Source organism: Alteromonas alvinellae, from assembly GCF_902705805.1.
In genome coordinates this window covers 37199-50061 of sequence record NZ_CACSIH010000066.1, presented here as the reverse complement: position 1 = coordinate 50061, position 12863 = coordinate 37199, and the positions used below count along the sequence as shown (strand labels likewise).

The window sequence follows — 12863 nt, the reverse complement described above, 5'->3', positions numbered from 1 at the left end:
TCACTGGTTCAAGCCCAGTAGCGTCCACCATCCCTCTCAATATATCTCAATCTTCAGAAACACAACAATCTAACTATGTTTAGTCGTTGTCACGTTAAAGCATTTTGGCTACTCCTACACCAAATCCAGCAATCATTATCAATAACCAGTACTGAAATTCAGCTACGAGCAGCTTCCATTATGCGTTAGTCTCCATAAAGAACTATACTTAAGGTGTACTTACCGTGATATGGTAAGAAAAGTAAGGGTTCTCATGTTTCAGAGGCGACTAATTAATGAAACTACACTTAGCTAGAAATACTAAGTTGTTAATTGCTGAAGATCAGGTGCTGGCGAAAAGCCATATGCACTATGCACTTGAGCAGTTAGGTTTCAAGAATATGGACTATGTCGATAGGCCCTCTCATGCCCTTTCGGCACTGCAAGAACATGATTATGATGCCATTATCTGCTCTTATAATTTGCGCTCTGAACAAGGCGGTTATTTTTTACTTGAGCAACTAAACGAAACTCAATCACTACCTCTTACCAGCGCATTCATCTTTACCAGCGCAGATACCTCAGCAGATGTCGTTCACGCCATCGTAGAATTACAGCCGGATGAATTTATCGCTAAACCTTTTTCGGTAAACGAGTTAGACAGGCGACTTTCCAGAGTGTTATCAAGGAAAAAAGCGCTTAAGAATATTTATTCATTTATGGATAAAAATGACTACGAAAAAGCCTTGTCCGAGGTGGAGTTCTTTTTATTACAGCCTGAGCAAGCCGAACACTTTCCGCTAGCGATGAAAATCAAAGGTGACTTACTTATTTTCACCGAAAGATATCAAGAAGCCATTACCTTCTTTGAGTCGATAATTAACATTCAAGATTTTAGCTGGGCAAAAATGGGGATAGCAAAATGCCTGCTTGCACTCAATGAACTAGATGACGCCGAGAGAGAAATTATCCAACTGGCTTTGCGCCCTGACTCTGCATTACATGCTTACGACTTACTCGCCAAACTACAGATCAAGCAATCAGCGTATGAAGACGCGCTAGAATGCACGTCACTAGCATGCAATATTTCTCCTCAGAACGTCCCTAGGCATCAGATCGCAATAAACCTTGCGCGTATCACTCACGATTACGAGGGTCAGTTTAACAGTGCTAAAAAAGTCGTGCGCTACGCAAAAAACTCAATCCACGATAAACCAGATATTTATTTAACCGCGGCAAGAGCGGGCGTTGATTTTGCTATGACATCTGAGCCCGAACACGTAAATAGCATAGTTAAACAAACCAATGAGTATTTGCGACAGTTGAAAAAGGCCCACCCGAAAGCAGCTTTAAACGATGAGTTGACGGTGATTGACGCGCGTCTTCATTATTTGAAAGACGACACAGTGAAAGCACAAATGCTGTTGTCAGATTTTCACACTGATCATGCCCAACACCACTCTACAGAAGCGTTGCTTGATAGAGCCAAAGCCCTTCATGAAGTAGGAATGAAGAAAGAGTCCCTTGCAATTTTAGACGCCATTTCCTCAAGGCAGGACGAGGAGAACGATGAATTAAACCTCATGGCCACCTATTTAAAACAAGAGAAAGAAGAAAAAGAAGCGATTACGCTAAGCCCTAAAATACTCAACAACACCGCCGTTGCACAGTATAAACGAGGTAATTTAGAGCAGTCTTACACAACATTTGCTCAAGCGTTCCGCGTCATGCCTAAAAATCCCTCTATTGCGCTTAACTACCTTCAAGCAATAATAAGGGCAAGAAAAGCGAACGCGCCCATGCATCCCGACACCCTTTCGGCCATCAAAAAATGCAGAGAAACACTCGAGTCGGCGGCTTTGTCAGAAGATCAGTATTCACGCTACGAGAACGTAAAAAGCATTCTAAAGAGCGGATAATAACGTCAGTCATTCCCCCTCGCCCTTCTCATACCAATCCGCTTACTTAATTAGAATAGACGACTACTGTCTCGTGATAGAGTTTGTCTTTATATTCAAGCTCATGACTAAACGTCATTCCTAGCTTTTTCATAATATTGATAGACGCACTATTTTGCGGGTTAGCAATAGCAGAGAATTTTTCAACACCTATATCGTACAGCGCTTCTTTAACAGACTTCGCAGCCTCTGTTGCGTAGCCCTTGCCCCACGTATGGCGCTTAAAACGCCACCCTAGCTCCATATTGTCACTTTCGGGGTGTTGAGTAAAAAAGCCAAAGGGTCGAACTAAAATCCAACCAATGCTTTCCTTTTCGACTAGCGTTTCCACGCGCCACAGTCCCCACCCTAGAGCTGGATTGGAATAGGCTTGGAAACGAGGAACAAAGATTTCCCGAATATCTTCCTTAGAAGACATCTTGCCACCGTTGATAAACTTCATAACAAGCTCATCTTGGTCGAGCTCCCATAAAAAGTCTGCGTCTTGTTCGGTGATATAATGATAGGAAAGACGCGCACTGTCCTTGATATGCATATACTTCCTTTATCGTTATTATTCTTAATATACTTACACCGCTGAATATAGCTCATTTTTACAACAAACCAAACTTATTCGATGCATTTATTTTGCCCTACTTTTTCCTTTGACGTAGAGCCAATTAACTAGCCTCCCAGCATGGCAAGGTGCTTGGTTGCCCCTGTTTTACCTTCATGCAAATAGTGTGTTTCGTGTTTTTGACCCAGCACATCTTGTAAAAAAGCGACCACCTCATCCACATTTCCAGTAGCAAGAAGATGCCTAATATCTATCCCATTTTCACTAAACAAGCATAGGTGTAGCTTTCCTGGGGCAGAAACACGTAGTCGATTACAAGTTTTACAAAAATCTTTGCTGTAAGGCATGATTAAGCCAATTTTACCGGCATAGTCAGGGTGGTAAAACTCTTGCGCTGGCCCCGCATCTTTTCTACGCAACAAAGGCTGCCAGCCCATGTCTAACAACGTACGTTTTAGCGGCGTACCACTTTGATGTTGCTTATTGAAAAACTGGTTTAAGTCGCCTGTCTCCATTAATTCTATAAACCGGAGCGTTACTGGCATATCTTTTAGCCAAGCAAGAAACCTATGTAGACGGCTGTCGGAAAAATCGTTGAGTAGGACAGAGTTCACTTTCACGTCTAAGCCGGCATCAATCGCTGCGTCTAACCCTCGAAGTACAGCTTTAAGCTTGTCTTGCCCTGTTATAGCAGCAAACTGACGGGGATCTAAACTGTCAATACTTACATTTACTTGGTGTAACCCTGCTTCTTTCCACTGATGCGCAAACTTTTCCATTCGCGCTCCGTGTGTTGTCATCGCTACACGTTCGATACCAGGCGTATTACTTGTTAGCTGTAAAATATCAAGAAAGTCTCTTCGCAGCGTTGGTTCGCCGCCTGTTAGGCGCACTTTCGACGTACCTAGCTTAGCGAACGCTTTGAGCAAGGTATCAATTTCGTTTAGCGTCATAAACTGATCGCTCGTCGGGCCTTCATATCCGTCTGGCAAACAGTACTGACAACGAAAGTTGCACGCTTCGGTCACTGACAAACGTAAATAATGAAACTGTCTACCGAAACTATCTTCTAACAAACTAACTCCTTAATACTGTGCTACTTAGTCACTCAATTCACGGCTTTCTCAATCTAACAAAAGTCAGTAAAACATTGAGTAAATAACAAGGTAACTAAATTAAACTACCTCTAGTGTACGCGCGGTGAAACCAAAATTAAACACATTCATCGCTATAAATAAGACCATTTTAATCTCTAGCCTATTTCAAAACGTACTTCAAAAAGCGAAAATCGCCCTACACGAGTAGGTTAGCTCAATGTCTATTACAACATTTACGAAAAGCGATTTTTTGAATCAGCGCGTTCCTAACACTGTAAACACAATAATAAAGCACACTATAAAATGAGAAAAAACCGTTTTCCTACCAATGTCGACGAACCTGTTAAATGGCACGTTCTCTCACAGCTTTGGCCTTATCTCCTAGAGTTCAAGCAACGTGTATTTCTTGCTCTACTGTGCCTAGTAGCAGCAAAACTTGCCAGTATCGGCCTACCCTATGTATTGAAATACACTGTCGATAGCTTAAATGGCGACCTAACCACGCTTGCATTAGCAGTACCTATCAGCCTTATCGTTGCCTACGGAACACTGCGTTTACTGAATGTTTTGCTCGGCGAAGTACGCGACACGCTATTTGGACGGGTTACAGAGCGTGCCATGCGCCGCCTTGGACTAAAAGTCTTCAAACATTTGCACAACTTAGACTTGGGCTTTCATTTAAATCGACGCACAGGCGGATTGTCACGAGATATAGAGCGCGGTACCAACGGCGTAAGCTTCCTCATGCGTTTTATGGTGTTTAATATTGTTCCCACCCTTTTAGAGATCACTCTTGTTGTAGGCTTACTCTTGTTTCAGTTTGGCGTATCTTTCGCGTTAATTATTGTAGTTAGCGTGGTGGCTTACATTGGCTTTTCGATGAAAGCCACGGATTGGCGCACTCGCTTTGTTACTCAGATGAATGAAGCTGACTCGACCACCAATTCCCGGGCGGTAGACAGCCTGCTAAATTTTGAAACTGTTAAATACTTTAACAACGAATCCTTTGAAGCCAACCGCTACGATACGGATTTAGCTGCATGGGAAAAGGCACGAAGAAAAAACCGCTTGTCGCTATTTGCATTGAATGGCGGCCAGGCTGCCATTATCGCTATCGCCATGACATCTATGATGGCAAACGCCGCCTTTGGCGTCATGAATGGCGAGATGACCATAGGTGACTTTGTATTGATAAACGCCTTCACCATGCAAATTTTTATGCCCTTAAACTTCTTGGGGTTTGTGTATCGTGAAATTCGAGGGAGCCTTGCGAATATCGATAAACTGTTTGACCTTCTCGCCCAAACTCCGGCCATAAAAGATGCCCACGACGCTACGGAATTAACCTGTGCGAACCCCGCACTGCGATTTAACAATGTCCATTTTGCATACACTGATAATCGACAGATACTTAACGGCTTAAGCTTTGATGTACCGCCAGGCTCAAAAGTAGCGGTGGTAGGTGAAAGCGGCGCGGGAAAATCAACGCTGATGAAACTACTCTTTCGGTTTTATGAGCCACAACAGGGCGACATCACGATAAATGGAAAAGACATCGCATCGGTTACGCAACAAAGTCTGCGTTCACATATCGGCATTGTCCCTCAGGATACGGTGCTGTTTAACACTACCTTGCTGGAGAACATTCGCTACGGTAACCCTGATGCCAGCGATGAAGACATTAAACAAGTTATCAAACTCGCGCATCTTGAAGCATTTGTAGAAAGCCTACCTGAAAAGCTAGACACAACGGTAGGTGAGCGAGGCCTAAAACTTTCTGGTGGCGAAAAGCAGCGCGTATCTATCGCAAGGGCCTTACTTAAAGGCGCGCCAATCATGATTTTTGATGAAGCCACCAGCTCGTTAGACAGCACGTCAGAACGTGCGATATTAGCGGCCCTTCGCGACGCTGCTAAAGGACACACCAGCTTAGTTATCGCCCATAGACTGTCCACAATTGTTGATGCCGACAAGATCCTTGTACTTAAAAACGGTACCATTGTAGAGGAAGGGACACACACTTATTTGCTTGAGCAAGGTGGTGAATACGCAGCACTATGGCAAGCACAGCAGCGTGAAGATGAAGATCTCAACGAAAATTCCAACTCAAAAGGTAGTCAGTAAATGGACCCAACGCTTATCAAAGCCACTATTAACCAAGTGATGCCCTTTGGCAAATACGCAGGAAGACGCCTATTTCATTTACCTGAACCCTATTTGGTCTGGTTTCACAAGCAAGGCTTTCCAGAAAACAAGCTTGGTGAACAGCTCGCTTTAATGTATGAAATTAAGCTAAACGGCTTAGAGTCTGTTGTAGAACCGCTATTAAATGACGACTAGCAATACAAGGGGACTCAGCGTCCCCCATTGTTAAAATGAGTAAACTCTAACCACACGATGATTTATGTTAGCAAGACCAAGAAAGCAACGTCGAAGTGACGTAAACGAACGCATTAAAAAAATACATAATGCCATTGCCGACAAAATGATGTTGCAACCAGAACTATTCGAAGAAGTCGAAAAAACATTAGAAACCCGTTATCACAACAAAATGATGCGCTATGGAAGCTACCTCCTTTGGAAAGGAATAATTGAGGCTCGCCATCAACCAGACGTATTTAAGGCGCTTCTTTTGGCTGACGACGAGCGCACCGCCAATTTGAGAAGAGAAACTATCTTCACTGGGATATTGAGTGAGGAAGAAAGAGAGCAGCTTCTGTAAAAAACAGGCAGCGATTATTTCGCTGCCCGTTTTTTATAATCATACGATTTACGTTAACCTATCAACATTACGCATTACGCATTACGCATTACGCATTACGCAAATGATCAGCCACCAAGAATGCCATTTCAAGTACTTGGTCTGCATTTAAGCGCGGGTCGCATTGCGTTTTGTAGGCTTGCGCTAAGTCTTCATCGCTAATTTCATAAGCACCGCCAGTACACTCCGTTACGTGCTGGCCGGTCATTTCAAGGTGAATACCACCTGCGTGAGTACCTTCTGCTTCGTGAGCTTGGAAGAACTGCTTAATTTCTTTCAAAATTGCATCGAAGTTACGGGTTTTATAGCCGCTAGATGCCGAGAACGTGTTGCCGTGCATCGGGTCAGAGCTCCACACTACGTGTCTGCCTTCAGCTTTAACTTTACGCAATAAGCGTGGCAAATTGTCGGCTAAATTATCGGCGCCCATACGCGTAATAAGCGTTAAACGACCCGGATCGTTTAGCGGGTTAAGCGCATCAATTAAACGAATAAGCTCGTCTTCCTGCATGCTTGGACCCACTTTCACACCAATTGGGTTGTGAATACCACGGAAAAACTCAACGTGTGCGTGGTCTAGTTGACGCGTACGCTCGCCAATCCACACCATGTGAGCCGAACAATCGTAAGGCTTACCGGTAAGGGTATCGATACGCGTTAGCGCCTGCTCGTAGTTCAACAGCAGTGCTTCATGCGACGTAAACAACGACGTTTCATGCAGCGTAGAACTGGTTTGTGCGTTGATACCAATAACATCCATAAACTCAAGGGTGTCTTGAATACGGTTAGCCATATCAGAATAACGCTCTTTAAGCGGATTGTTTTCAACGAACGCCATGTTCCAACGGTTGACTTCGTGAAGGTCAGCCAAACCGCCTTGTGCGAACGCGCGAAGTAAATTCAGTGTTGACGCACTACGATGGTAGGCTTCCAACAAACGGTCAGGATCTGGTCGACGGGCCGCTTCGGTAAATTCGAAGTTATTGATGATATCACCACGATAGCTTGGCAAGGTCACGCCATCGCGGGTCTCGAAATCTGATGAGCGCGGCTTGGCGTACTGGCCTGCCATTCGGGCAACCTTAGTTACCGGACAACGACCAGCAAAGGTAAGCACAATGGCCATTTGAAGAATTACTTTAAAAGTATCGCGAATTTTAGGCGCATTAAATTCGTCAAACGACTCAGCACAGTCGCCGCCTTGTAAAAGAAAGCCTTTACCCAAGCTGACTTCGCCTAGTTGGCGTCTAAGCTCACGGGCTTCAGCAGCAAATACAAGTGGAGGATAAGAACTCAGTGTTTGCTCTACTTCTTTTAAACGTACTTTGTCGTCGTACTCTGGTTGCTGAAGAATAGGTTTATTTCTCCAACTGTCTACTTGCCAATTACTCAACGGTGTTCTCCTGAATAAAAAAAACGTAGGGCAAACGTTTTACTGAAAATATTTATTGAAGCTAGATGCTTCGAATAAAAAGACTGTAACGCGCTTAACAGTGCGTCTGTAGCGCTTTTTTCTAATCAGTCTAATGTGAAAATGTGAATCTAAAAAGATGCTGGGGGCACTTTACCACATTTATTCTAGGGAAATAGGTGCGCAAACTTGAATTTCTAGAAAGTTATCGTGCTTGCTTATAGCAAAATGGCATTCAAACACACTTTCTAAGTTTGTTTGCGTGGCCACCTCTTGTGGCTTGCCGAACGCTACCATGCAACCTTTTTGCATAAGCCATAAACTATCGCAATAGTTGGCACTTAGCGCGATATCGTGAGACGTCATAAGTAGGGTATTCCCTTTATCGCAAAGGAATTTTACCAAACTAGCCAGCGCATATTGATGCCTTATATCAAGCCCTTGTAGGGGCTCGTCTAAAAACGCTATACCCTCTCCACGCTCTAGTTGCGGCCAAATTTGCAAAAGCGAACGACAAATTTCTACTCGCTGACGCTCACCGCCAGAAAGCTGAGTGAGAATTTTGTTTAAGAAACCCGATATTTCGAGGGCTTTTTCTAAAACCGGAGGAATTAGTTCATCTTGCTGTGCTGTTGCATAAAAGCTTAGGTACTCTTTTACCGACAAGTGAAAACCACTTTCGCTTTGTTGCGCTAATAAGGTGCGCACACTCGCAAGTGTTGCCAGCGACCAATCGTTCATTGGTTTACCTAGCAGCATGACGGTGCCCTCATCAGCGTCAATAAGGCCCGCAAGGGTAAGCAATAGCGTGGATTTCCCTGCACCATTTGGCCCTATAATGTGAATGCACTCGCCTTTTTTTGCACGTAAACCTTCCACCGAAAGTCGCGATGCCACTTTTACATGCTGTAAGCTTAAAACGGTACGACTATCTGCTAGGTTATGGCTATTCGCTGGGCTATTGCTATCCGCTTCGCTTGGGCTTTCTCCTACACCATTTTTGCTGCTGGTGTTTTGCTTTGTGTTAACACCAAGTGCGGCATGGTCACTTGTATTTATTTTTACATCGCTGGTCGAAACTGGGCGTTGGTGGGTAGTACTGTTGTTTGTCGTCATTTCATTTCCCCTCCACTACCCTTTTATTTGACCTTTTACTAATGCCCAAATTAATAATGGACCGCCTAACGTAGCTGTTACCATAGACACCGGAAGCGTAATGGCACGGGTCATTTCAGAGCTTAACGCAACCAGCATCAACAGACTTGCACCACTTAATGCACTTAACGGCAACAAATAGCGATTATTATGCCCGATGATCAAACGTAAGATATGCGGTACTAATAAGCCAACAAAAGCAATAGAGCCTGCCATAGACACCGCAGTGCCTACAGCAATAGCACAGGCAATGAGTGCGCGTTCAGTGAGTTTCTCCACATCCACACCACTACTTTTTGCTGCAAGTTCACCGGCATAGAGCTTGTTTAAATCACCAGCGAAATAAAGCTGTAATGCGACAGCAACAGCGATTAACGGGCCGCCCACTGACAAAATTAACCAGTTAGTTTGGTACAAACTACCCATTAACCAGAAAGTAAGATTGCGAAGGGCTTTTGCGTCACTGAACATGTAGAGCCACGCTATAACGGCGCCGCTAAGGGTAGAGATGGCAATGCCTGCAAGAATAACAGCTGTAGAGGAGCCCAGCAGCTTTCTGGCTAAGCGGTAGATGATAAATGTAGATAACAACGCACCGATAAAACACCCCAACGGCAATAAATAGTGCAGATAAGCTGTAGCCCATTGTGGGGTTAGCAGTAGCAAAAGCGCAGCAACCAAGCTTGCGCCACTCGTAATGCCTATAATTCCAGGGTCTGCCAAGGGATTTCGCAGCACTACTTGCAAGGTAGCGCCACTTGTAGACAGTGCCGCCCCTACTAAACACGCAGTAAAAATAAGCGGTATTTGAAGCTGAACAATAATATGCTGTTTTAGTTCAGCCGCCGTATCAGACAGCCCTGTCACGCTAACAATCCCTACCACACCTATGACGAGTGACAAAAGTACTGTTATTACAACCAAAGTGACGGCGGTGCGTTTAGTTCCTGTCATTGTCAATATGGGTTCTCAACGTGGGCTTTCGAGATGGTGTATAAATATGACTTACGTTTATTGTTGTTGGGTTTGCTTAATATGCGCAATCAAACCGTCCGACGCTTCTTCGATAAGATCTAACACCAGCTCAAAGCCGCGCTTGCCACCATAATATGGGTCAGGTACTTCCTTATCGTCTACATTTGCAAAATCAAGAAACAGCTTAATTTTATCGTGGTACTGGCTTGGCGACATACCATGCAAATTAGCAAGGTTGCTGTTATCCATGGCAAGAATGAAATCAAATCGTTCAAAGTCGATTTCATTCACACGTCGGCATTTTAGCCCTTTGAAACTGTAGCCTCGTTCTACGCCTGCGGCTTGCGAACGCTTATCTGGCGGGTTACCAATGTGATAGCCGTGGGTTCCCGCTGAGTCAATTTCAATATTCAATCCGGCTTGTGCAGCCTTGTGTTTGAACACGGCTTCTGCGGTTGGAGAACGACAAATATTACCCAAACACACGAACAACACCGATGTAGATTGTTTCATTCAAAATCCTATTTCAACACAGTGACGGAGCGCGACTAAACTTTATGCCTAGTTTCACGTATGATACGCCGTCAGAAAAATTGTGGAGTTAGTATGACCGCACACGTACTTATGCTAAGTAGCTCACGCCAAGGCGACGAAGCTTACTTAGAGCACGCTAGAGCGCTTATTTTTGCACACTTAGGCGAAATTCGCGACCTTCTATTTGTTCCTTATGCCGCCGTCACTCAAACGTACGATAGCTATGTAGACGCCGTTGCTACCGCCCTGCCAGAGTGCAAGGTTACTGGGCTACATTCCGTTGAAGATCCGGTTGCTGCTATAAATAACGCAAAGAAAAACGGCCAAGCCATTGTTGTAGGCGGTGGAAACACCTTTCACCTGCTTTCTACCCTGTATGCAAACGCGCTTATTGTGCCAATAAAGCACGCCATCGCCGATTGTACTCCTTATATTGGCTGGAGTGCGGGTTCGAATATTTGTGGTCAATCAATTAGAACCACTAACGACATGCCCATTATCGAGCCGCCGAGTTTTGATGCACTAGATATCGTGCCGTTTCAGTTAAACCCGCACTACACCGATTATCAGCCGCCGGGCCACAATGGCGAAACCCGCGACCAACGTCTGGCAGAGTTCACCACGCTTAATCCAACCACGCCAGTAGTTGCTATTCGCGAAGGCACAGCGCTGCGCCTTACTCATAATCAACTTACCCTAGTGGGTGAAAAAGACGGCTTTATCTTTTTAGGTGAAGAAAAAACGTCAATTCATTCAGGTGATGATTTAACTTATTTGCTTGATAGCGGCGAATAGCGCCTCATCATTAGGCGCTACTTGGTAGGGAATTTCTGCCAGTAGCGGCTCGGGTAACATGGCTTTAAGAGAGTGCAGATTTTCTTGGTATCGCGTCATGTTACCCGTGATGTCGTTCGCAACCCATCCTTTAATGGTAAGTCCATCGGCGCGAATTGCTTCTGCCGTTAATAGCGCATGATTCAAGCAACCTAGTCGCATGCCTACAACTAAAATCACATCCATTTTGAGTGTTTTAACGACATCAGAAAGATAGTAAGTGGGCGTATACTCATCACCTACCGTTAGCGGTAAACGCCACCCACCTGCACCTTCCATTAACAGAAGATCGGGTTGATAGGCGTGCAGTTCATCAAGCCCTCTAGCTATTTCGTCAAACGTTAACGCAACACCTTCTTCAAGGGCAGCAATATGTGGCGCAATAGCCGGCTTTAGTGCAATTGGGTTTATTTGATGCAAAGGAAGTGTCTGTCCACTTTCTTCGTTTTTTTCATTTGCGCTTTTTAGCTGGTTATTGTCTGTAATTTTAATGGTTTTATTCGCGCGTATTTTGGAGCACGCTTTCTGAATATTTAGCGCATCTTCGTTAACCCACTCGCCGTTTATCTGTTCGCATCCGGCTGCGATAGGCTTGTAGCCGATGGCGCTTAACGAGGCTTTTTGCGCGGCTTTTAGCAATTGGCAGGTCACATAGGTTTTACCTACTTCGGTGTCGGTACCGGTAATGAAATACTGCTTCATCGTTTTTCCAATCTAAAATGACTTACGCGGTAGGTAAGCGGTAACTTACTTTCTACACCGCTCATATTGCTGTAAGCCATGGCTAATTTTTTAATATCTCGACGGGTGAGCGGCGGTTGTTTTCGGCCGGTCTCTCCTGCCCCTACACCTTTCACAGAGCGCAGTAGCGACATAATATCGCCGTGAGTATCGACATAGTCCTTAGTAATCACCCGTTGCAAAGAAAGGCCCGACTGCTTGAAGCCATTTATCCATTGTGCGGTTGTCGGCATATAAGTTTCGGCTTGCGGAAGCTGCGCTACTTTGCGCGCCGTTTTAAGCTCACTAAATGACCCCGCCACCATGATAGCCAGTTCGGCAATACCACTCTTTTCAAGCACTCGCGCTATCTCATTAGCAACAAGCCCAGTATCACTGACCCACTGAAGCGCCATAGATGAAAATACGGTTGAAAATTGGCTATTACAGAAAGGCAAATCAACAGCGCTACCTTCTACGAAAATGGGGTCAGAGTACATTTTTCTGGCCTGCGCCAACATGCCCTCGGCAATGTCTACGCCAGTTGCAGCTGCACCTTTATTTGCAAGGGTTTGGGTGTGAATGCCAGTACCACAGCCGATATCAAGAGCCGTACCCTGTAGGTCTATCGGTAAGTTCGCTAATGCCTGCTTGGCAATAATGCGCTGAACACCCGCAATACTGTTGTACTGCGCGGCTGCTTTTGAAAAGCGATGTGCAACGTCCTGCTCGTTAATTGCTGAAGCAGTATTATTGCGTTCAGCTTTTGCAGCCCCTTTTGCCTTAAAAGCCGCTTGGGGCTCATCACGCGACAGCTTAGCGTCGAAGACACTTCTCGATTCTGCCGGCATAGCAGCTTTTACGGCGGGACTTAGTGACATGG

At 44.9% G+C, this 12863-nt stretch carries 13 protein-coding genes; 5 read left to right on the top strand and 8 right to left on the bottom strand.

The genetic code is table 11. From position 1 onward, the window contains the following. Positions 1-275: 275 nt before the first annotated feature. On the top strand, positions 276-1898 hold the full coding sequence (locus tag ACX5KA_RS05245) for a response regulator (RefSeq protein ID WP_458730585.1): 1623 nt from the start codon (positions 276-278) through the stop codon (positions 1896-1898). Positions 1899-1944: 46 nt separating this feature from the next. Here the strand turns inward: ACX5KA_RS05245 and ACX5KA_RS05240 are convergent, their stop codons facing one another. Together ACX5KA_RS05240 and moaA are read right to left on the bottom strand one after the other, a co-directional pair. Next, positions 1945-2472 carry a GNAT family N-acetyltransferase gene (locus ACX5KA_RS05240; RefSeq protein WP_039221991.1) on the bottom strand — a complete coding sequence of 176 codons (528 nt, stop codon included), beginning with the start codon at positions 2470-2472 and terminating at the stop codon, positions 1945-1947. Between the two features lie 128 nt (positions 2473-2600). After that, entirely contained in the window at positions 2601-3569 is a 969-nt protein-coding gene (gene moaA / locus ACX5KA_RS05235) for a GTP 3',8-cyclase MoaA (protein WP_458730584.1), read from the bottom strand. Positions 3570-3893: 324 nt separating this feature from the next. Here moaA and ACX5KA_RS05230 point away from each other — a divergent pair, with 324 nt between their 5' ends. The 3 genes from ACX5KA_RS05230 to ACX5KA_RS05220 all read left to right on the top strand — a co-directional run bounded on the left by ACX5KA_RS05230 (position 3894) and on the right by ACX5KA_RS05220 (position 6312). Further along, positions 3894-5714 carry an ABCB family ABC transporter ATP-binding protein/permease gene (locus ACX5KA_RS05230; protein WP_458730583.1) on the top strand — a complete coding sequence of 607 codons (1821 nt, stop codon included), beginning with the start codon at positions 3894-3896 and terminating at the stop codon, positions 5712-5714. Further along, positions 5715-5930, top strand: a complete 216-nt coding sequence (locus ACX5KA_RS05225) for a DUF3820 family protein (protein WP_458730582.1) — start codon at positions 5715-5717, stop codon at positions 5928-5930. Between the two features lie 64 nt (positions 5931-5994). Beyond that, on the top strand, positions 5995-6312 hold the full coding sequence (locus tag ACX5KA_RS05220; protein ID WP_458730581.1) for a hypothetical protein: 318 nt from the start codon (positions 5995-5997) through the stop codon (positions 6310-6312). A gap of 88 nt (positions 6313-6400) precedes the next feature. Here ACX5KA_RS05220 and ACX5KA_RS05215 read toward each other — a convergent pair whose 3' ends face one another. The 4 genes from ACX5KA_RS05215 to ACX5KA_RS05200 all read right to left on the bottom strand — a co-directional run bounded on the left by ACX5KA_RS05215 (position 6401) and on the right by ACX5KA_RS05200 (position 10405). Beyond that, entirely contained in the window at positions 6401-7744 is a 1344-nt protein-coding gene (locus ACX5KA_RS05215) for a class II 3-deoxy-7-phosphoheptulonate synthase (RefSeq protein ID WP_014978802.1), read from the bottom strand. A gap of 180 nt (positions 7745-7924) precedes the next feature. Further along, entirely contained in the window at positions 7925-8878 is a 954-nt protein-coding gene (locus ACX5KA_RS05210; RefSeq protein ID WP_458730580.1) for an ATP-binding cassette domain-containing protein, read from the bottom strand. A 15-nt stretch (positions 8879-8893) separates the two neighbouring features. Further along, positions 8894-9871 carry a FecCD family ABC transporter permease gene (locus ACX5KA_RS05205; protein ID WP_458730579.1) on the bottom strand — a complete coding sequence of 326 codons (978 nt, stop codon included), beginning with the start codon at positions 9869-9871 and terminating at the stop codon, positions 8894-8896. A 57-nt stretch (positions 9872-9928) separates the two neighbouring features. Continuing rightward, the gene (locus ACX5KA_RS05200; RefSeq protein ID WP_458730578.1) at positions 9929-10405 is read right to left on the bottom strand and encodes a low molecular weight protein-tyrosine-phosphatase; all 477 of its coding nucleotides are present in this window, start codon (positions 10403-10405) and stop codon (positions 9929-9931) included. A gap of 93 nt (positions 10406-10498) precedes the next feature. Here ACX5KA_RS05200 and pepE point away from each other — a divergent pair, with 93 nt between their 5' ends. After that, positions 10499-11221, top strand: a complete 723-nt coding sequence (gene pepE, locus ACX5KA_RS05195) for a dipeptidase PepE (protein WP_458730577.1) — start codon at positions 10499-10501, stop codon at positions 11219-11221. Here pepE and bioD read toward each other — a convergent pair. Together bioD and ACX5KA_RS05185 are read right to left on the bottom strand one after the other, a co-directional pair. Continuing rightward, the gene (bioD, locus tag ACX5KA_RS05190) at positions 11192-11962 is read right to left on the bottom strand and encodes a dethiobiotin synthase (RefSeq protein WP_458730576.1); all 771 of its coding nucleotides are present in this window, start codon (positions 11960-11962) and stop codon (positions 11192-11194) included. The genes pepE and bioD overlap by 30 nt on opposite strands. After that, complete coding sequence (locus ACX5KA_RS05185; RefSeq protein WP_458730575.1) at positions 11959-12861, bottom strand: methyltransferase domain-containing protein; 903 nt, start codon at positions 12859-12861, stop codon at positions 11959-11961. The genes bioD and ACX5KA_RS05185 overlap by 4 nt, the downstream gene beginning before the upstream one ends. Positions 12862-12863: the final 2 nt, after the last annotated feature.